Source organism: Actinophytocola sp. (genome assembly GCF_036378875.1).
Lineage (GTDB): Bacteria > Actinomycetota > Actinomycetes > Mycobacteriales > Pseudonocardiaceae > Actinophytocola.
Map to the genome: position 1 here is coordinate 22108 of NZ_DASUVO010000044.1, position 19113 is coordinate 41220.

General features: G+C 70.7%; 21 protein-coding genes. 14 read left to right on the forward strand and 7 right to left on the reverse strand.

All coding sequences use genetic code 11. The features are described 5' to 3' along the window. Nucleotides 1-33 precede the first annotated feature (33 nt). Nucleotides 34-318, reverse strand: coding sequence for a glutaredoxin family protein (locus VF106_RS11010; protein WP_330839525.1), 285 nt, complete (start codon nucleotides 316-318; stop codon nucleotides 34-36). A gap of 184 nt (nucleotides 319-502) precedes the next feature. Between VF106_RS11010 and bioD the strand changes: the two genes are divergently transcribed. From bioD to VF106_RS11030, 4 genes are all read left to right on the forward strand, one after another. Continuing rightward, a complete protein-coding gene (gene bioD / locus VF106_RS11015) occupies nucleotides 503-1222 on the forward strand; it encodes a dethiobiotin synthase (protein ID WP_330839526.1) in 720 nt (239 codons plus the stop codon). 91 nt (nucleotides 1223-1313) lie between these two features. Further along, on the forward strand, nucleotides 1314-2336 hold the full coding sequence (gene bioB, locus VF106_RS11020; protein WP_330839527.1) for a biotin synthase BioB: 1023 nt from the start codon (nucleotides 1314-1316) through the stop codon (nucleotides 2334-2336). Continuing rightward, on the forward strand, nucleotides 2333-2530 hold the full coding sequence (gene bsaP, locus VF106_RS11025) for a biotin synthase auxiliary protein BsaP (protein ID WP_330839528.1): 198 nt from the start codon (nucleotides 2333-2335) through the stop codon (nucleotides 2528-2530). Before bioB ends, bsaP begins: the two co-directional genes overlap by 4 nt. A gap of 52 nt (nucleotides 2531-2582) precedes the next feature. Beyond that, nucleotides 2583-3185: a DUF2567 domain-containing protein gene (locus VF106_RS11030; RefSeq protein ID WP_330839529.1), complete on the forward strand. Its 603-nt coding sequence runs from the start codon at nucleotides 2583-2585 to the stop codon at nucleotides 3183-3185. A 46-nt stretch (nucleotides 3186-3231) separates the two neighbouring features. Here the strand turns inward: VF106_RS11030 and VF106_RS11035 are convergent, their stop codons facing one another. Beyond that, nucleotides 3232-3936: an LON peptidase substrate-binding domain-containing protein gene (locus tag VF106_RS11035; RefSeq protein ID WP_330839530.1), complete on the reverse strand. Its 705-nt coding sequence runs from the start codon at nucleotides 3934-3936 to the stop codon at nucleotides 3232-3234. Between the two features lie 67 nt (nucleotides 3937-4003). Beyond that, nucleotides 4004-4741 (reverse strand): NUDIX hydrolase, encoded by a 738-nt coding sequence (locus VF106_RS11040; protein WP_330839531.1) that lies wholly within the window; start codon nucleotides 4739-4741, stop codon nucleotides 4004-4006. A 70-nt stretch (nucleotides 4742-4811) separates the two neighbouring features. Between VF106_RS11040 and nadA the strand changes: the two genes are divergently transcribed. The 3 genes from nadA (at nucleotide 4812) to nadC (ending at nucleotide 8437) form a co-directional block, all read left to right on the forward strand. Then, nucleotides 4812-5822 carry a quinolinate synthase NadA gene (nadA, locus tag VF106_RS11045; protein ID WP_330839532.1) on the forward strand — a complete coding sequence of 337 codons (1011 nt, stop codon included), beginning with the start codon at nucleotides 4812-4814 and terminating at the stop codon, nucleotides 5820-5822. After that, nucleotides 5819-7429 carry an L-aspartate oxidase gene (locus tag VF106_RS11050; protein WP_330839533.1) on the forward strand — a complete coding sequence of 537 codons (1611 nt, stop codon included), beginning with the start codon at nucleotides 5819-5821 and terminating at the stop codon, nucleotides 7427-7429. The genes nadA and VF106_RS11050 overlap by 4 nt, the downstream gene beginning before the upstream one ends. 162 nt (nucleotides 7430-7591) lie before the next feature. Continuing rightward, the gene (nadC, locus tag VF106_RS11055) at nucleotides 7592-8437 is read left to right on the forward strand and encodes a carboxylating nicotinate-nucleotide diphosphorylase (protein WP_414638930.1); all 846 of its coding nucleotides are present in this window, start codon (nucleotides 7592-7594) and stop codon (nucleotides 8435-8437) included. On the opposite strand, the gene VF106_RS11060 is transcribed toward nadC, so the two are convergent. Then, entirely contained in the window at nucleotides 8434-8697 is a 264-nt protein-coding gene (locus VF106_RS11060) for a hypothetical protein (protein ID WP_330839535.1), read from the reverse strand. The genes nadC and VF106_RS11060 overlap by 4 nt on opposite strands. Nucleotides 8698-8702: 5 nt before the next feature. Beyond that, nucleotides 8703-9275 carry a TetR/AcrR family transcriptional regulator gene (locus tag VF106_RS11065; protein WP_330839536.1) on the reverse strand — a complete coding sequence of 191 codons (573 nt, stop codon included), beginning with the start codon at nucleotides 9273-9275 and terminating at the stop codon, nucleotides 8703-8705. A 50-nt stretch (nucleotides 9276-9325) separates the two neighbouring features. Between VF106_RS11065 and VF106_RS11070 the strand changes: the two genes are divergently transcribed. Further along, nucleotides 9326-10633: a cytochrome P450 gene (locus tag VF106_RS11070; protein ID WP_330839537.1), complete on the forward strand. Its 1308-nt coding sequence runs from the start codon at nucleotides 9326-9328 to the stop codon at nucleotides 10631-10633. 142 nt (nucleotides 10634-10775) lie between these two features. Here VF106_RS11070 and VF106_RS11075 read toward each other — a convergent pair whose 3' ends face one another. After that, a complete protein-coding gene (locus tag VF106_RS11075; RefSeq protein WP_330839538.1) occupies nucleotides 10776-11540 on the reverse strand; it encodes a carbon-nitrogen hydrolase family protein in 765 nt (254 codons plus the stop codon). Nucleotides 11541-11614: 74 nt separating this feature from the next. On the opposite strand from VF106_RS11075, the gene VF106_RS11080 reads away from it, so the two are divergent. Further along, complete coding sequence (locus VF106_RS11080) at nucleotides 11615-13144, forward strand: ABC transporter substrate-binding protein (protein ID WP_330839539.1); 1530 nt, start codon at nucleotides 11615-11617, stop codon at nucleotides 13142-13144. 115 nt (nucleotides 13145-13259) lie between these two features. After that, nucleotides 13260-14426, forward strand: a complete 1167-nt coding sequence (locus VF106_RS11085) for an aminotransferase class V-fold PLP-dependent enzyme (RefSeq protein ID WP_330839540.1) — start codon at nucleotides 13260-13262, stop codon at nucleotides 14424-14426. A gap of 33 nt (nucleotides 14427-14459) precedes the next feature. On the opposite strand, the gene VF106_RS11090 is transcribed toward VF106_RS11085, so the two are convergent. Continuing rightward, nucleotides 14460-15713, reverse strand: a complete 1254-nt coding sequence (locus tag VF106_RS11090; protein ID WP_330839541.1) for a M14 family metallopeptidase — start codon at nucleotides 15711-15713, stop codon at nucleotides 14460-14462. Between the two features lie 189 nt (nucleotides 15714-15902). Between VF106_RS11090 and hisD the strand changes: the two genes are divergently transcribed. Genes hisD through VF106_RS11110 form a run of 4 tightly spaced genes read left to right on the forward strand, consistent with a single transcriptional unit; the run spans nucleotide 15903 to nucleotide 19106 of the window. Beyond that, on the forward strand, nucleotides 15903-17225 hold the full coding sequence (gene hisD, locus VF106_RS11095) for a histidinol dehydrogenase (protein WP_330839542.1): 1323 nt from the start codon (nucleotides 15903-15905) through the stop codon (nucleotides 17223-17225). Continuing rightward, nucleotides 17225-18352 (forward strand): histidinol-phosphate transaminase, encoded by a 1128-nt coding sequence (locus VF106_RS11100; protein ID WP_330839647.1) that lies wholly within the window; start codon nucleotides 17225-17227, stop codon nucleotides 18350-18352. The genes hisD and VF106_RS11100 overlap by 1 nt, the downstream gene beginning before the upstream one ends. Continuing rightward, a complete protein-coding gene (gene hisB, locus VF106_RS11105) occupies nucleotides 18349-18948 on the forward strand; it encodes an imidazoleglycerol-phosphate dehydratase HisB (protein WP_330839543.1) in 600 nt (199 codons plus the stop codon). Before VF106_RS11100 ends, hisB begins: the two co-directional genes overlap by 4 nt. Then, nucleotides 18948-19106 (forward strand): CG2302 family histidine operon protein, encoded by a 159-nt coding sequence (locus VF106_RS11110; RefSeq protein WP_330839544.1) that lies wholly within the window; start codon nucleotides 18948-18950, stop codon nucleotides 19104-19106. The genes hisB and VF106_RS11110 overlap by 1 nt, the downstream gene beginning before the upstream one ends. The last annotated feature ends 7 nt before the right edge of the window (nucleotides 19107-19113 follow it).

The window sequence follows — 19113 nt, forward strand, 5'->3', positions numbered from 1 at the left end:
AATGTAATAACTCGTCTGGGAACGCTCCCAGCTCTAGCGGCAGCCGGACCGGCCACGCGGCCGCCCATGCGCCGCCAGGGCCTCGGCCAGCTCCACGTTCGTCGGCTCCACCAGCACGGTCCCTTCCGGGGTGACGACCACCGGAATGTTGGTGCGTCCACCCGCGATCTCCGCCGCCCGTGTCCGCATCGCCGGGTCGGCGTCCGTGTCGAACTCGACGAACGGGACGTCGTGGCGGCGCAGCCACGACTTCGTCCGTCGGCAGTCGGCGCACCAGTCGGCGCCGAAGACCTGTGTCCGCTCGATCGCATGGCTCATCGGGTCGAGTGCCTCCTTGCCCACGACGCTCGTTACCGTTTTTCCGAGCATTCGCCTCTACTGGTTGGCGTCTGACCGCGCTCGCGCGTCACAGGTCCCCCGACCCGCCCGACAGTTCGGCTGACCCTACCGAGCGTGGGGCGGCTTGGGTTGCGGCAAACGGGTGGGACTAACCTGACGGTCCGTGAGTTTCATGGTGCTCACAGGTACCGGAACGGGTGTCGGCAAGACCGTCGTGGTCGCCGCCATCGCCGCGCTCTCGCTCGCGAAAAGACGCAGCGTGGCGGTGCTGAAACCAGCCCAGACCGGCCTCGCACCCGGCGAGCCGGGCGACGTCGACGAGGTCACGCGCCTCGCCGGCGACGACGTGACGACCTGGGAGCTTGCGCGCTTTCCCGACCCGCTCGCGCCCGCGACGGCCGCCCGCCGGGCCGGCATCATGCCTGTCACGCCGAAACAGGCCGCCGCGGCCGCGGTCGAGCTGTCCCGCGGGCACGACCTGGTCCTCGTCGAGGGTGCGGGCGGTCTACTCGTGTGGATGGACGACCACGGCGGCACCCTCGCCGACGTCGCGTGGTCGGCTGGCGCGCCCGTGCTGGTCGTCGCCAACGCGGGCCTCGGCACCCTCAACGAGACCGCGCTCACCACGGAAGCGTTGCGGCGCAGGGGAATCGAGTGCGCCGGCGTGGTGGTGGGGTCCTGGCCGGCCGAGCCCGACCTTGCCGCCCGGTGCAACCTCGACGACCTGCCCGTGGTGGCGGGCGCGCCGCTGGTCGGCGCCATCCCGGAAGGGGCCGGGGACCTCAGCCGCGCGAAGTTCCTGGACATGGCCATCCGCTCGCTCGGCCCGTCGCTGGGCGGCGAGTTCGACCCCATCGGTTTCGCCGCGGAACACGCCGCCTAGAGCATCGCTCGAGCGTGAGAAACATCGCGTGTCCACATCGGCCACGTACGGCAGACTGGGTCGGAAAACGCTCGACGCAGAGGGAGACACCGTGACGGCAGCTGCAGAACGGACGACGACTGACCCACTCGCCGCCGCCCGGGAGCAGGTGCTGATGCGGGGTGTCGGGCTCGACGAGCGGCAGCTCCTCGAGATCCTGCGTCTCGAGGACGACCGGATCCCGGAGCTGCTGGCGCTCGCCCACGACGTGCGCATGCGCTGGTGCGGTCCCGAGGTCGAGGTCGAGGGCATCGTGAGCCTCAAGACCGGCGGCTGCCCGGAGGACTGCCACTTCTGCTCGCAGTCCGGCCAGTTCCCGTCGCCGGTGCGGTCGGCGTGGCTCGACATCCCGGGGCTGGTGAAGGCCGCCAGGGAGACCGCGGCGACCGGCGCCAGCGAGTTCTGCATCGTCGCCGCCGTGCGTGGCCCGGACAAGCGCCTGCTGTCCCAGGTGCGGGACGGCATCAAGGCCATCCGCGAGGATGGCAACGACATCCAGATCGCCTGCTCGCTCGGCATGCTCACGCAGGCGCAGGTCGACGAGCTCGTCGAGATGGGTGTGCACCGCTACAACCACAACCTCGAGACGGCCCGCTCGCACTTCCCCAGCGTGGTGACCACCCATTCGTGGGAGGAGCGGTGGGAGACGTTGCTCATGGTGCGGGACGCGGGCATGGAGGTGTGCTGCGGCGGCATCATCGGCATGGGTGAGACGGTCGAGCAGCGGGCCGAGTTCGCGGCACAGCTGGGTGAGCTGAACCCGCACGAGGTGCCGATGAACTTCCTCATCCCGCAGCCGGGCACGCCGTACGAGAAGTACGAGATCGTCGAGGGCAAGGACGCGCTGCGCACCATCGCCGCGTTCCGGCTCGCGCTGCCCCGCACGATCCTGCGTTTCGCCGGCGGCCGCGAGCTGACACTGGGTGACCTCGGCGCCGAGCAGGGCATGCTGGGCGGCATCAACGCGATCATCGTCGGCAACTACCTGACCAATCTCGGCAGGCCCGCGCAGCAGGACCTGGACATGCTGGCGGACCTGAAGATGCCGGTCAAAGCGCTGAGTGAGCACCTGTGAGGTATTGCGTTCACTGCGGGAAGCCGGAGGGTGAAGGCGATCACCCACGGTGTGCTGGGCCACAGGCCGCGCTCGACCCGCCGCGGTTCTGCCCCGAGTGTGCGCGGCGGATGATCGTGCAGGTCACACCGGCCGGCTGGTCCGCGCGATGCAGCCGACACGGTGAGCGGTCCTCGGTCGACGCCGAGTACTAGTCTTTCCGTTACGGGCCGTGTCACGGCGTGGTGGACTAGTGGGAGGTTCGGAGTGTCGGAACAACCGGTCGGGGAGCAGGCCGCGCCGCACCGGGAGCCCGAGTACCCGATCTTCCCGCCGCCGCAGACGTGGCACCCGCCCGTGGCGAAGGTGGTCGTCAAGCGTGACCTGGTGCCGGCGGTGAGCGTGCTGTCCACGGTCGCGGTGCTGGGGCTGGCGGTCGGCTGGCTGTGGTCGATGCTCGCCCCGCCGCAGCAGAAGGTGATCACGCAGACCGGCGTGGCCGTACCGCCGATCGACTACAGCTACCACAAGTTCGACGACCTGGTGATCTTCATGCTCCTCGCACTCGGGGCTGGCGTGGTCAGCGGCGTCGCGACCTGGTACCTGCGGGAACGTCGCGGTCCCGTGATCATGGTGGCGGCGACCGCAGGCGGTGCGCTCGGTGGCTGGCTCGCGAAGTCGGTGGGCGTCGCGTGGGCGGAGGGCCGCTTCCCGGTGCCGCAGAGCGTGAAACCCCTGGACATCGTGCAGGTCGCGCCGGTGATCGAGTCGTGGTGGGTCCTGCTGCTGTGGCCGCTGACGACGGCGCTCGCGTACGGCATCCTGGCCGCGATGAACGGGATGGACGACCTGGGCCGCCGCCTGGGCTGAGGCGGGTACCACGCGAGGTGTTCGACGCGGCAAAGCCTGCGGCTCTTTAGTTCTCGATCGCCTGTTGGTTCAGTTCGGCTGGGGGAGCGGGAACCGCGCGCAGCGTGGCGAGGATGCCCGCCTCCCGGCTGATCAGGCGCGTCACCAGGCGCAGGCGGTGCAGCGGGCGGGTCTCCTCGAGGATGCGTTGTCGATCCTCCAGTGGTAACAGGCAGTCCGTGGACAGCAGGTGTGCGAGGGCAGCCACGTCGACGTCCTCGTCCGGTTCCACCCAGTCGCCGCGGCGCCACGCGGACTCGCAGTACCGGCGGTAGGCGGCGCGGGCCGCTGCCGCGAGCGAGCCGACCGTGTCGGTCGCCGGTGGCTGACCCAGGATCGTCGGCGGGGTGTCGGGCACCCACGCGACCGTGCCCATCAGGTACGGCGCAGCCACACAGTCCAGGTCCAGCAGCCGGAACCGTCGTTCGCCGACCGTCACGATGTCGAAGCGACCATCCGGTAGTCGGGACGCCTGCCGCAACACCGCTGTGCACCCGATCGGGTGAAGTTGGTCCAGGGAGGTCACCTCGACGGTCGCGGAGGGGGTCAGTGCGACGACGCCGAACCGCTTTTCCGGCACCGTTCCGGTCATCAGGTCGACGGTCAGCTGTCGGTACCTCGGCTCGAAGATGTGCAACGGCAGCGGCACCCCGGGCAGCAGCACCGTGCGCAGCGGAAAGAGCGGCAACGGGATGGCTGACGTCTGGGACACGGACCTAAGGCTAGGTCGCCACACCGCCGCGCGCTTGGTGCGCGCGCATCGGTGCGAACGATCCGGCCTAGGAAACCGCACTTTCCGTGTCGTCGCCGGCAGGGTTTCGCGCGGTTCCCGGCGGGCGCAGTACCGCGAACGGGTCCGTCACTTCGATCCCTCGTTGGGTGAACCGGAACAGCGCGGCCGGACGACCACCGGCCTTGCCCGGTGGCGCGGTGTCACCGGTGGGCTCGAGCAGGCCGCGCCGGGACAACACGCGTTGGAGGTTGGTCGCCGAGACGCGGTACCCGAGCGCGGCCGAGTACAACGACCGCAGCGCGGAGATGGTGAACATCGGCGGCGCGAGCGCGAACCCCAGGTTCGTGTACGACAGCTTGGCGCGCAGCCGGTCCCGCGCGCGACGGACGATGGACTCGTGGTCGAACGCGGTTCGGGGGAGCGCGGCCAGCGGGTGCCACGCGGTGTCCGACGGCAGTGCCGGGTCGACGTCCGACGGCACCAGCCCGAGGAACGCCGAGGCGATGACGCGCTCGCCCGGCACCCGGTCCGGTGTGCTGAACACCGCGAGCTGCTCGACATGTGACAACTGCCGCACGTCGACCTTTTCCTCCAGCTGACGCCGGATCGACGTCTCCACATCCTCGTCCGGACCGAGCCGCCCGCCCGGCAGTGACCATCGGTGCGCGTGCGGCTCCTGCCCGCGTTCCCAGAGCAGGACCTGGAGTGATCCCGCTCGCACCTGGAGCACCGCGGCCAGTACTTCGTGGACAGCCCCGGTTAACGCGGTGGTAGCATTAGCCATGTTTTCGATCCTAAGGCGAAAACCTCGGGAGAGGAAACCGACAGGCGGACCGTAGCCCACGGAGGAACAAGTGGCCGCAACGTTGGAGCAAGACTTAACGCCGTATTCCGGAGTTGAGCCGGACGCCGCGTGGCGCGACGAGGTACGCAGGCTCGCGAGGGAACGCGACGCCGTGCTGCTCGCGCACAACTACCAGCTGCCGGAGATCCAGGACATCGCCGACCACACCGGCGACTCGCTGGCGCTGAGCCGGATCGCCGCCGCCAGCGACGCGTCCACGATCGTCTTCTGTGGCGTCCACTTCATGGCCGAGACCGCCAAGATCCTGAGCCCGGACAAGACCGTCCTCATCCCGGACGCGCGGGCCGGCTGCTCGCTCGCCGACTCCATCGACGCCGCCGCGCTGCGCGCGTGGAAGGCCGAGCACCCGGGCGCGGTCGTCGTGTCCTACGTGAACACGACCGCAGAGGTGAAGGCCGAGACCGACATCTGCTGCACGTCCTCCAACGCGGTCGACGTGGTCCGCTCGATCCCCGAGGACCGCGAGGTGCTGTTCCTGCCGGACCAGTTCCTCGGCGCGCACGTCAAGCGTGAGACCGGCCGCGAGAACCTGCACATCTGGGCCGGCGAGTGTCACGTCCACGCCGGCATCAACGGACCGGAGCTGGCCGCGCGGGCCGCCGCCAACCCGGACGCGGACCTGTTCGTCCACCCCGAATGCGGCTGCGCGACCTCCGCGCTCTACCTCGCCGGCGAGGGCGTGGTCCCGAAGGACCAGGTCAAGATCCTGTCCACCGGCGACATGGTGACCGAGGCGCGTGCCACGAAGGCCAGCACGGTCCTCGTCGCCACCGAGGTCGGCATGCTGCACCAGCTGCGCCGGGCCGCCCCCGAGATCGACTTCCGCGCCGTGAACGACCGCGCGTCCTGCCGGTACATGAAGATGATCACGGCGGCCGCTCTCCTGCGGTCGTTGCGCGAGGGCAAGGACGAGGTGCATGTCGACGCCGACACCGCCGCCCGCGCGCGGGGCGCTGTCCAGCGGATGATCGAGATCGGCAAGTCCGGTGGTGGCGAGTGACCGCCGGGCCATGCTGGGAGGCGCACGCCGACCTGGTGGTGGTCGGTACCGGCGTCGCAGGGCTGACCGCCGCGCTGCGGGCCCGTGAGCTGGGCCTGAACGTGCTGGTGGTGACCAAGGAGGCCGCGGACGGCGGCAACACGCGCTGGGCGCAGGGTGGCGTCGCGGTCGTGCTGGGGGACATCGAGTCTGACTCGATCGCCCGGCACGTCGACGACACGCTCGTCGCGGGCGTCGGCCTGTGCGATGTGGTGGCGACGTCGCGGATCATCGGCGCCGGCCCGGCCTCGGTCGCCCGGCTCCGGGAACGTGGCGCGGTGTTCGACGCAGACGGCGACCGGTTGGCCCGTACCCGCGAGGGCGGGCACACCGCGTTCCGTGTGGTGCACGCCGGCGGTGACGCGACCGGCGCCGAGGTCGAGCGGGCGCTGCTGGCGGCGTCCCGCGACGATCTGGTCCCGGTGCTGGAGCACCACACCGCGGTCGACACGCTGCGCACCCCGGCCGGCGAGGTCGCGGGGCTGCTGGTGCTCGACGGTGAGGGCAGACCGGGAATCCTTGTGGCGCCGGCGGTTCTGCTCGCGACCGGTGGGCTCGGCCAGCTGTACCAGGCGACGTCGAACCCGGCCGTCGCGACCGCCGACGGGGTCGCGATCGCGCTGCGGTCCGGCGCGCCGGTCGCGGACCTGGAGTTCGTGCAGTTCCACCCCACCGTGCTGTACACGGGCGCCGGCGCCCGAGGGCGCTGCCCGCTGGTCACCGAGGCCGTGCGGGGTGAGGGTGCGGTGCTGGTCGACGCGCGGGGCTCGCGTGTGATGGTCGGCGTGCACCCGCAGGAGGACCTGGCACCGAGGGACGTGGTGTCGGCGGCGATCACCCGCCGGGCGGCCGAACTCGGCGACGACCACGTGTACCTGGACGCGACGCACCTGTCGGCGGCGGAGTTCCGGCGGCGCTTCCCGACCGTGCTGGCCGCTTGCCTCACGGTTGGCGTCGACCCGTCGGTCGCGCCGATTCCCGTTGCCCCGGCGGCACATTTCTCGTGTGGCGGCGTCGTGACCACAGTGGACGGTCGGACGCCGGTGCCTGGTCTGTACGCGGCCGGCGAGGTCGCGCGGACCGGCCTGCACGGCGCGAACCGGTTGGCGTCCAACAGTTTGCTGGAGGGCCTGGTCGTCGGGGGGCGTGCCGCGGAGTCGGTGGCGGCGGACCTGGCGCTGGGTGTGCCGGCGGAGCGGCGCCTGGCGGCGTGCCCACCGGTGCCGGTGGCGCCGGTCGCGGACCGGGACACGCTGCAGCGGGTGATGAGCCGGTACGCGGCCATCGGCCGGGACGCGGAGGGTCTCGCGGTGGTCGGCTCGGTGCTCGACGTGTCCGCGGTGGACCGTCCACTGGAGACACGCGAGCTGGTCGAGGACGCGGCGCTCACGCTGACCGCCAGGGCCCTGATCGCGGCCGCTGCCGAGCGCGAGGAGTCCCGCGGTTGCCACGTCCGCGACGACTTCCCCGACACGGCAAGGGAATGGACGAGCAGCCTGACGGTGCGGCTGACGCCGTCCGGCCAACCGATGATCGCGGAACCCGTACTCGCGAGGGGAGCAGCGTGAGCGGAGCTTGCGGAGCGAACCATGGACACCACGCCGACGAACGGCGTCACCGAGCCTGCGAGGGGATGGCGTGAGCGGCGTGAGCGGAGCTTGCGGAGCGAACCATGGACACCACGCCGACGAACGGCGTCACCGAGCCTGCGAGGGGATGGCGTGAGCGGCGTGATCGATACCGAAGACCTGTGGCGCGTGGTCAGGACGGCGCTGGACGAAGACCTGCGCTACGGCCCTGACGCGACCACCGCGGCGACCGTTCCCGCGGATGCCGTGGCCACCGCGACCATCTCACCTCGCGCGTTCGGCACGCTGGCCGGTCTGCCAGCTGTGCGGGCGGTGTTCGACGAGGTGATCGGCGACTACGAACTGCTGTCCACAATGGAGGACGGGGCGCGGGTCCGTCCCGGCGACGACGCGCTCGTCGTGCGTGCTCCGGTCCGCGCCCTGCTGACCGCGGAGCGCACCGCGCTGAACCTCCTGTGCCACCTGTCGGGTGTGGCGACGGCGACCGCGGCGTGGGTGGACGCCGTGGCGGGCACCGGCGTGGCGATCCGCGACTCCCGCAAGACGTTGCCAGGCCTGCGACTGCTGGAGAAGTACGCGGTTCGCTGCGGTGGCGGCGTCAACCACCGCCTGGGTCTCGGCGACGCGGTCCTGATCAAGGACAATCACGTGGCGGCTGCCGGTTCCGTCGTCGCGGCACTGCGGGCGGCACGCGCACAGGCGCCGGAGCTGCCGTGCGAGGTGGAGGTCGACACCCTCGACCAGCTCGACGAGGCATTGGCCGAGAAGGCGGAACTGGTGCTGCTGGACAACTTCACGCCGGAGCACTGTGTGACGGCGGTCCGCCGGGTCGCCGATCTGGGCGCCCCGACGAAGCTGGAGGTGTCCGGCGGGCTGAAGCTCGCCGACGCCCGCGTGTACGCGGAGACGGGAGTCGACTATCTGTCGGTCGGCGCGCTGACGCATTCGGCACCGGCTCTCGACCTGGGGCTGGACCTGGTGACCTAGCGGGCGGCTCGCGCGGCCGCGCAGGCGGTGGCGACATCCAGGTCGACGACGACCGCGTCGTCCGCCCAGCGACCGCGTTCCGAGATCGCGAGGCCGATCGGAGCCAATGTCGCGTGGGTCTCGTCGGCGGGCTCGTCCCGTTCCGAGGCGGACACCGCGGCCTCGGCCACGGCGCGGGGCAACCGCACGGCGACCCGGTCGACCCGGGCGTCGACCGGCCTCCCGATCGAGACAAACACCTTCGATTCGTACTGATCCATGTCGTTCACTCCGACAGTTTTCGTAGGTCGGCCAGTCCACGTAGCAGGTCAGGGCCGTGCGGTGTGGCGGCGGGATCCAGCAGCCACTGCATCGACAACCCGTCGCAGACGGCCATCATCCAGCTGGCCACCGCGGTGCAGCGCGGGTCCTCCGGGTCGGTGTCCAGCGCACGGCCCACGATCTCGGCGACCCGTGCGCGCACGCCCCGGTACATGCCCGCGAGTTGTTCCCGCAGTTCCGGGTCCCGTTCCGCCTGAGCCACGGCTTCGACGAACGAGACCAGCAGGGCCCGCCGCCCGTTGAGGCCATCCAGCAACGCGACCCAGGTGCGGTGTGCTCGTTCGAGGGGCGACGCCGCCGGGTCCGCCAGCGCGATCGTCGTCAGCTGTGCCGCCCACTCCTCGAACACGGTCCCCAGGGCCGCGTTCAGCAGCCCTGCCTTCGAGCCGAAGTGGTATCCGATGGAGGCCAGGTTCGTACCCGACGCTGCGACGAGGTCCCGCGCCGTGATGTGCGCGTACCCCTTGTCCTCCAAGAGTTGTCGCGCCGCGGCGAGCAGCTGGTCCCGATGGCTCACCGGTTGATCGTACTTGTGAGCGCCATCTATACGGGCGTATAACTTTTGGCATGGCCACGGTCGAGGCAACCCCAGGAACCACCCTGCCACCCGGCTCGAGACTGCCACGACTCGTTCAGACCGCCCTGTTCCTCAGCGCACGCCGGCGCATCCTCGCGCGCTGGCACCGCCGGTACGGGGACGTCTTCCTGATCCGGGTGGCCGGTGGGCGCACCGTCGTCACGTTGACCCTCCCCGAGCACATCCGGCAGGTGTTCGCCGGGGCGGCGACGATCTTCCACGCCGGCGAGGGCAACGGGATGCTGGCGCCGGTCATGGGGCACAACTCGGTGCTGGTCACCGACGAGGACGTCCACCTGCGCGCCCGCAAGCTGCTCATGCCGGCGTTCAATGGGGCCGCGCTGCGTGGTTACCGCGACATGATGACCGAGCTGGCCGTCGAGAACGTCTCGAACTGGCCAACGAACACGCCGTTCCCCGTGCACCCTCGGATGAACGCGGTGACGCTCGAGATCATCCTGCGGGTCGTCTTCGGCCTGTCCGACGGCCCGCGTCTGGCGGAGCTGCGGCCACGGCTGCGCCGCATCTCGGAGATCGGCCCGCTGACCGTGCTGGGCTGGAGCTATCCGCGGCTGAGCCGGTTCGGCCCGCTTCGCCGCAACTGGGAGAACCTGCAGGCCGTGGACCGCCTGCTGTACGCGGAGATCGCGGACCGGCGCGCGAGCGGCGACCTGTCCGAACGCGGCGACGTGCTGTCCCGTCTGCTCACCGAGGCCGGCGAGGAGCTGACCGACGGCGAGCTGCGCGACCACATGATCACGCTGCTGCTGGCCGGCCACGAGACCACCGCGACCGCGCTGGCCTGGGCCTTTCACGAGCTGGCGCGGCGTCCCGCGATCCTGCGGGCGGCCCGCCAGGCGGCCGACGACGGTGACGACGCGTACCTCGAAGCCGTGGCGAAGGAGGCCATGCGCCGCCGCCCGGTGATCCAGAACGTGGCCCGCAAGCTGACCGAGCCCACCGAGATCGCCGGCTACCGCCTGCCGGCCGGCACCGTCGTGGCCCCGAGCATCACCCTCGTCCACCGCGACGCGGAAGCACACCCGTCCCCGCGGGAGTTCCGGCCGGAACGGTTCCTCGGCAAGCAACCGGAGCCGGGCACGTGGATCCCGTTCGGCGGAGGTGTGCGCCGCTGCATCGGCGCGGGCTTCTCCTTACAGGAAGCGGTCGCGGTCCTGCGCGAGGCCCTGCTCCGCTACGACATCCACCCGGCCGAAGCACGACCGGAACGCACGAAGCCCCGCAACATCACGCTGATCCCGGCACAGGGCGCCCGCATCATCGCGACCCCACGCTGAACCCTCGCGTGTCCAACACTCCGGACGAGCGTGTCCAACAGTCCAGACGCGTGAGTTCAACAAATCGGAGTTACGCGATTTGTTGAACTCACCGGTCCATATCGTTGGACACGCGGGTCCTGGGCGTTGGACACGCGCTCGGTCAGAGGCGGCGGTTTGCCAGTACCGGGATGTTTGCGCGGGTTTTCGTGACCAGGTCCAGGTCGAGGTCCACCACCAGCAGCTCCGGGTCCGGGCCGGCGGAGACGAGTACCGATCCGTCCGGGGCGGCGACCAGGCTGTGCCCGACGCCGGTCGGTGCCGTCGTCGGCACCCCGGGGTCGGCCTGTCCACACGCGACGACCCAGCACGTCGAGTCCAGCGCCCGTGCGCGCACCAGAAGCTCCCACTGCGCGATCTTCCCCGGCCCGGCGCCCCACGACGCGCCCAGCAAGATCACCGAGGCGCCTCGGTCGGCCAACCCCGTGAACACGCCGGGGAACCGGATGTCGTAGCAGGTGGCCAGACCAACCTCGTTCAGCACCACGAGCTCGGCGCCCGGCGCCACCGTCCGGGACTCCTGGAAACCGAAGGCGTCGTACAGGTGGATCTTGTCGTACCCCACGTGCTGGTCACGCCCCGTCGCCAGCAGCGTGTTGAACACCCGCCCGTCCGGCGCGGGCGTGAACATCCCTGCCACCACCAACACGCCGTGCGCCGAGGCGATCTCCCGCACGGCGGAGGCCCACGGCCCGTCGAGCGACTCCGCCAGCGGGCCCAGTGACGTGCCGAAACACGCCATCGTGGCCTCGGGGAACAGAACCACGGAGGCGCCGTCCGCGGCGGCGGCCTTCACCTGTTCCTCGACGAGCGTCAGGTTCGAAGCCGGTGAAGGAGAGGATGTGATCTGGCTCAGGGCGACACGCACAGCGACGACCTCCGGCAGTGAGAAAACGCTATCCCTCCACGCGAGGATAGGCCGCCCGACTAGGGTCGAGCCTCGTGCCCAACAAGTCGCGTCTTTTACTGCCGCTGCTCGCGGTCGCACTGCTGGGCGCCTGCACCGGTGACCCGGCACCCCCGGCCTCAGGCGACCCGGACGGCACCTCTTTGGTGATCGCCGTCGCCGCCGAACCGGCCGACCTCAGCCCGCTCGCGGGGTACGCCGAGCACGGCGCCGCGAAGCTCTACGACGGACTCGTCGAGTACCAGTCCAACCTCGCCCTGCGCCCGGCGCTGGCGGTTCGACTGCCGGAGCCGGCCTCGGACGGACTGTCGTGGACCGTCGCGCTGCGGTCGAACGTCACGTTCAGCGACGGTTCCCCGTTGGAGGCGGAGGATGTCGTCGCCACGTACCGCGCGCTGCTCGATCCGGCACGCGACTCGCCGGCGCGGCAACGGTTCTCGATGCTCAAGAACGTCACGGCGGTCGACGTGGCGACCGTGCGCTTCGACCTCTCCGCCCCGTACGCGCCGTTCCCCGAACTGCTCACGCTCGGCATCGTGTCCAGCGAGTCCGTCGACACGGAGAGCCCGGTCGGCACCGGCCCGTACGTGCTGGAGTCGTGGACGCGCGGCAGCAGCCTGGTTCTCGCGGCCAACGAGTCCTACTGGGACGACGCGCCGGCCATCACCAAGGTCACCGTCGAGTTCATCCCCGACGACGAGACCCGCGCCGAACGGCTCCGCGAGGGCAAGCTTGACGGCGCCGCGCTGCCGCCCGCGCTGGCCACGACGTTCGAGGACACCGACGGCACACTGGTCGTCGCCCACAGCGCCGCGGACGTCCGTGCGGTCGTCCTGCCCACCGACAACCCCGTGACCGGTGACCCCGACCTGCGGCTCGCCATGAACTACGCGGTCGACCGCGAAACCATGGTCAAGAACGCGCTCGCCGGTAAGGGCCGCGTGGCGTACACGCCGATGCCGGAGGTGCTCGCCGAGTTCGTCGAACCGGACGCGACCTACTCCCACGACCTCACCCGCGCGCTCGACACGCTGTCCACCAGCGGCTGGCTCCCCGGCGACGCCGGTGTGCGCACGAAGAACGGCACGACCGCGACGTTCCCCCTGCGGTACCGGACCGGCGACACGGTCGCCGCCGCGCTGGCCGAGGCGTTCGCGACCAACATGTCCGCGATCGGCGTGCAGGTCACCCCCGAGCCGACCACCGACGAGGCCGCTCTCACCGCGGGCCCGGCGATCGTGAGCTTCGGCGACCCGTTCGACCCGGACACCGCGCTGTATCCGGTCCTGCGGTCCGGCACCGAAGTCGGCGGCTACCGCAACGAGACCGTGGACGCCACGCTGGACACCGGCCGCGCCGCGACCGACCCGGCCGAGCGGACCACCGCGTACCGGAAACTGCAGCGGACGTGGCTGACCGCGCCAGGCATGGTGGTGCTCGCCGCCCCCAACCACACTTACGTCATAGGCGAAAGCTGGGACGGCTACCAGCCGGTGGTGGACGCGTCGAGCGCGGACTTCACCTGGGGCGCGTGGTGGAACTTGGAGGACTGGACGCCGCGATGAGCGGAGCTTGCGGAGCGAATCATGGGTACTCAGGACGGCGCCGAGCCCGCGGAGGGCGCCGGTGGAGCGGAGCCTGCGGAGCGTTCCGGCGCCGCGAAGCGAGGGAGGCGCCGTCATGATCGATCTCGATGCCGTTCGTGCGGACACTCCGGGGTGTCACCGGGGTGTGTTCCTCGACAGTGCCGGCTCGTCGCTGCCGCCGGTGCAGGTGCTGGACGAGGTGATCAACCACCTGCACCGCGAGGCCGAGGTCGGCGGCTACGTGGCGGTCGAGGAACGCGAGGAGGACCTCGAAGCCGGTTACGCGGTGCTCGCCTCGCTGTTGGGTTGTGAGCCGGACGAGGTCGCCTTCACCGACAGCGCGACACGGTCCTGGCTGGCCGTGTTCGACGCGATCCCACTGGCCGAGGGCGACCGCATCCTGTCCACGGAGGCGGAGTACGCGGGCAACGCCGTCCCGTTGCTGCGCCGCGCTGAGGAGGTCGGCGCGACCGTCGAACCGGTCCCGTCCGACGCCAACGGCGCGGTCGACGTGGCGGCCCTGCGCGAGATGCTGGACGAGCGGGTGAAGCTGGTCTCGCTCGTGCACGTCCCCATGAACGGCGGCCTGGTGAACCCGGTGACGCCGGTCGTCGAGGCGGCGCATGCCGTCGGGGCGCTGGTCATGCTGGACGCGTGCCAGTCGGCAGGCCAGGTCCAGCTCGCCGGCCTCGACGCGGACGTCATCACGGGCACCGGCCGCAAGTGGCTGCGCGGCCCGCGCGGCACCGGGTTCCTCGCGGTACGGCGCCGGGTCCGCGAGCGGTTGCGGCCACGGCAGGTCGACCTGCACAGCGGCACCTGGGTGGCGCCTGACCGGTACGAGCTGCGGTCGGACGCGCGGGTGTTCGAGCTGTGGGAGACGAACTACGCAGACCGCCTCGGGCTCATCGCGGCCGTCCGGTACGCGTTGTCCCTTGGCATCGACAACATCGTCGCGGCCGTCCAGGAACGGGCGGAACACCTGCGCAAGGGCCTGGCGGAGCTGCCCGGCGTGACGGTGCACGACCTCGGCAGGGAACGCTGCGGGCTGGTGACGTTCTCGGTGGCGGGCCTGCCGGCGGCGGAGGTCCGCGCGCGCCTCCGCGACCGGCGCGTCACGGTGTCCCTGGCCGGGGTGACGTCGACCCAGTACGACATGACCCGCCGCGGCCTGGACCAGATCATCCGCGCCTCGCCGCACTACTTCATGACCCCGTCCCAACTGGACGAGGCGGTCGCCGCGGTGGCCGACCTGTCCTGAGGGGCACCGCGCGGGTGCCCCTCAGGGGCCTGGTCAGGTCGCGTTCGTCAGCAGGATGTCCACCGCGCCGTCGTTGCGGGACGTCTGCTCGGCGATGACCTCGTCCGGCGGGTAGAACCCGTCGAGGCCACCGCTCGACGGGTACATCTCGAAGCAGTACGACAGGACCTTGTGCTGGCCCCACATCCAGTCGTTGATGTCACCGTCGGTGATGTACAGACCGGACGACTGATCGGGGGTGTACCCGTTCGAGGCCGCCATCTGCTGCCCGATCGACTTGAAGTGGTCGTACTCCGCCTGTGTCATGCCTTCGGTCACCGTGTCGAAGGTGTGCCCGAACGGCCACAGCACAAGCTCGGAGAAGGTGTGGAAGTCGATGTGGCCCTTGATCTGCTGCACGCCGCCGACCACACGCGAGTCCACGAACGCCTGCAGCGCCGCCACCTCGGGCGCCGACCGGGCCGACGGTCCTCGGTAGTCCTCAGCGGACGGTGAGGTGCTCGACCCGTCGCAGCAGCCCCACTTGTAGGAGAAGTTGCGGTTGGGGTCCGTGCCGACCGTTCCGTTGCTGTTGGGCTGGCGGTTCTTGCGCCAGCCCTGGTACTCACCGCCGGAGATGTCGTAGACCGAGCCGTCCGGGTTCAGCGACGGCACCACGTAGATCTCGCGGCTGTTCACGAACTCGCTGGCGCCCGACGTGAGCCGGTCCACGATGTGCAGGCACATCTCGGTGGTGAGGTGCTCGCGGGCGTGCATGTTGCAGGTGAACAGGACTTCGGGCTCGTCCTCGTCGGCCGCCGCGTTGTCGCTGATCTTGATGATCGGGATGTCCCGGCCCTCGTACGAGTCGCCCAGGCTGGACAGCGCCGTGGTGTCCGGGTGCGCGGACGCGGCGGCCTGGAGCGCGGCCACCATCTCGTCGTAGGTGTGGTAGCCCTCGTCACCGGCGGGGAAGTCCGCGGCCGCCGCCCGGGACACGCCGCCGCTTCGCCGCGCCAGCATGGCCAGCCAGTCGCCGGCCAGGTCCAGCGTGAGCCCCTTCGCCCGCAGCGCGTCGGCCTGCGCCGGGCTCGCCACGACCTCCATCGTGCCGTCCCGCGCGCCGAGGACGTCCACGCCACTGCGGGCGACCGCCGTGCGGGACGTCGCGGTGTCGGCACCGCGAACCTGGTAGAGGCCCTGGTCAGGTGCGGTTGGTTCCTGTGCGCCGGCCGGCTGGCCGGCGACGAGTGCCAGGACGGTCGCCACGCCGGCGGCCGCCGCGAACACGCGACGCAAGGTGTGCAATGTCGCCTCCCCGAAGGCTCGGTGATGATCGCCCGAGCCTTCGTCAGGCGTCGCATCGCGACAACCCGTCATTGGTCGGGAACCGTGCGTCAGAATTGGATCACCCGACGATGGGTGTGGGCCGTTCGGGCGCAGGTGGCACCGCTTACTCTTGACCTGTCACCGTCGTCGTACCCGGAAAGGTTCCCGATGCTGAGCCGCACCGACCTGCGTGGTCGAGTCCTGTCGCCGGCCGAGTTGCGCGCGCTGCTGCCGCGCGCCGAGGTGGACGTGGACGCGGTGCTGCATCATGTCCGTCCGCTGGTCGACGACGTGCGCGCCCGTGGTGTCGAGGCCGCGCTCGAGCTGTCCGAACGGTTCGACGGCGTCCGCCCGTCGGCGGTCCGCGTGCCGTTGCGTGAGCTGACCTCCGGCCTCGCCTACCTCGACCGTGGCGTCCGGGAGGCACTCGAGGAGAGCATCGAGCGGGCCCGCAAGGTGCACGCCGAGCAGCGCCGCACCGACGTGACCACCCAGGTCGTGCCGGGCGGCACGGTCACCGAGCGCTGGGTGCCGGTCCGCCGGGTCGGCCTGTACGTGCCGGGCGGGCTCGCGGTGTACCCGTCGAGCGTCGTGATGAACGTGGTGCCGGCGCAGACCGCCGGTGTCGAGTCGCTGGTGGTGTGCAGCCCGCCGCAGCCCGAGTTCGGTGGGCTGCCGCATCCGACCATCCTCGCCGCCGCCGAACTGCTCGGCGTGACCGAGGTGTGGGCGGTCGGTGGCGCGCAGGCCGTGGCGCTGATGGCCTACGGCGGCACGGACACCGACGGCAAGCCCCTCGAACCGGTCGACATGATCACCGGGCCGGGCAACGTCTACCTGACCGCCGCCAAACGTTTGCTGCGCGGCCTGGTCGGTATCGACGCGGAGGCGGGGCCGACCGAGATCGCGATCCTCGCCGACGAGTCCGCGGACCCCGCGCACGTGGCCGCCGACCTGATCAGCCAGGCCGAACACGACACCCTGGCCGCGAGCGTGCTGGTCACCTCGTCGGTCGAGCTGGCCGACGAGGTCGACGCCGAGCTGGTCCGCCAGGTCAAGGCCACCAAGCACACCGATCGCATCTCGACCGCGTTGCAGGGCAAGCAGTCCGGCTGCGTCCTGGTGTCCGACGTGGACGCCGGGCTGTCCGTCGTGGACGCCTACGCGGCCGAACACCTCGAGGTGCAGACGTTCGACGCGGCCGCGATCGCCGCGCGGGTCCGGGCCGCCGGCGCGATCTTCGTCGGCGCGCACAGCCCGGTTTCGCTCGGCGACTACTGCGCCGGCTCCAACCACGTGCTGCCCACCGGCGGCTGCGCGCGGCACTCGTCCGGCCTGTCGGTGCAGACGTTCCTCCGTGGCATCCACGTCGTGGACTACTCGGCGGACGCGTTGCGTGCCGTGGCCGACAAGGTCGTGGCGCTGGCCAACGCCGAGGACCTGCCGGCACACGGGCAGGCGGTCACGGCGCGTTTCGGAGGTACGGCGTGATCTCGGAACGCGGCTTGCGGAGTGACCACGTTCTCGGCTCTTCCGTGTCCCTGTCGGATCTGCCGTTACGTGATGACCTGCGTGGTCGCACGCCCTACGGCGCGCCGCAGCTGGACGTCGAATATCGGCTCAACACCAACGAGAACCCCTACCCGCCGCCACCCGCGCTTGTCGCGGACGTGACGCAGGCGGTCGCGGAGGCGGCCGCCTCGCTGCACCGCTACCCGGACCGGGACGCGACGGCGCTGCGGACCGACCTCGCGGCGTACCTCTCGGCGTCGACCGGGGTGCCGCTGACCGTCGAGAACCTGTGGGCAGCCAACGGTTCCAACGAGATCCTGCAGCAGATCCTCCAGGCGTTCGGCGGTCCCGGCCGCACGGCGCTTGGGTTCGAGCCGTCGTACTCGATGCACCCGATCATCGCGGCCGGCACGCGTACCGAGTGGGCGCCGACCCCACGCCGCGCGGACTTCACGCTCGACACCGCGGCAGCAGCCGACGTGCTCGCCGCGCACCGGCCCGACATCGCGTTCGTGACGAGTCCGAACAACCCGACGGGCGGCTCCATCCCGCTCGACGAGCTGCGGGCGCTGATCGAGGCGGCGCCTGGCTTGATCGTGGTCGACGAGGCGTACGCGGAGTTCTCGTCGCAGGCGAGCGCGGTGGGCCTGCTCGCGGACTATCCGGCGAAGTTGATCGTGTCTCGCACGATGAGCAAGGCGTTCGCGTTCGCCGGCGGCCGCCTCGGCTATCTGGCGGCGGCGCCGGCCATGGTCGACGCGCTGCTGCTGGTACGGCTGCCCTACCACCTGTCGACGGTGACGCAGGCAGCGGCCCGCGCGGCACTGCGGCACGCCGAGGACACACTCGCCTCCGTGCACAAGCTGTCCGACGAACGCGACCGCGTGATGGAGTCGTTGCGGGACCTGGGTTTCTCGGTCGTGCCGAGCGACGCCAACTTCGTCCTCTTCGGACAGTTCGCGGACGCGCCGGCGACCTGGCGGTCCTATCTGGACCAAGGGGTCCTGATCCGCGACGTCGGTATCCCAGGACACCTGCGGGTGAGCATCGGCACGCCGGCGGAGAACGACGCGTTCCTCGCCGCCAGTAAGGAGATCGTCAGGTGAACCGGATCGGTCGGGTGGAGCGGACCACCAAGGAGTCGTCGGTGGTCGTGGAGATCGACCTGGACGGCTCGGGCAAGGTGGATGTGTCCACCGGCGTCCCGTTCTACGACCACATGCTGACCGCGTTCGGCGCCCACGGCATGTTCGACCTGACGGTGCAGGCGAAGGGCGACGTCGAGATCGACGCCCACCACACGGTCGAGGACGTGGCCATCGTGCTCGGCGAGGCCGTCGGCAAGGCCCTGGGCGACAAGCGTGGCATCCGCCGTTTCGGTGACGCATGGATCCCGATGGACGAGTGCCTGGCCCACGCCGCGGTCGACGTGTCCGGCCGGCCGTACTGCGTGCTGACGGGCGAGCCGGAGCTGCTGACGGGTTTCGTGGTGGGCAACAACTACCCGACCGTCCTCAACCGACACGTGTTCGAGTCGCTGGCCTTCCACGCCAGGATCGCGTTGCACGTCCGCGTCATCCACGGCCGCGACCCGCACCACATCACGGAAGCCCAGTACAAGGCGGTGGCCCGCGCACTGCGTGCCGCCTCGGAGGCCGACCCGCGCCAACACGGCATCCCGAGCACGAAGGGCACCCTCTAGTGTCCAAGGAAGTGGTCGTCATCGGCCTGATCGCGGTAGCCGGGTTCCTCGTGGGCGGCGTGTACTCGACGTACAAGACCGCGAAGGTCCTGGCCGTGGTCCTGGGCATCTGCGCGGCGGTGGCGGTGGGTGGCGCGATCATCTGGATGGTGTCCTGACCGCAGG

What these genes read in the sequence shown, in the direction of transcription:
- VF106_RS11060 (WP_330839535.1), bottom strand. Translation starts at nt 8,697, where the DNA reads ATGGATCAGTACGAATCGAAGGTGTTTGTCTCGATCGGGAGGCCGGTC.
- hisD (WP_330839542.1), top strand. Translation starts at nt 15,903, where the DNA reads ATGCTGAGCCGCACCGACCTGCGTGGTCGAGTCCTGTCGCCGGCCGAG.
- VF106_RS11070 (WP_330839537.1), top strand. Translation starts at nt 9,326, where the DNA reads ATGGCCACGGTCGAGGCAACCCCAGGAACCACCCTGCCACCCGGCTCG.
- VF106_RS11085 (WP_330839540.1), top strand. Translation starts at nt 13,260, where the DNA reads ATGATCGATCTCGATGCCGTTCGTGCGGACACTCCGGGGTGTCACCGG.
- VF106_RS11040 (WP_330839531.1), bottom strand. Translation starts at nt 4,741, where the DNA reads ATGGCTAATGCTACCACCGCGTTAACCGGGGCTGTCCACGAAGTACTG.
- VF106_RS11010 (WP_330839525.1), bottom strand. Translation starts at nt 318, where the DNA reads ATGAGCCATGCGATCGAGCGGACACAGGTCTTCGGCGCCGACTGGTGC.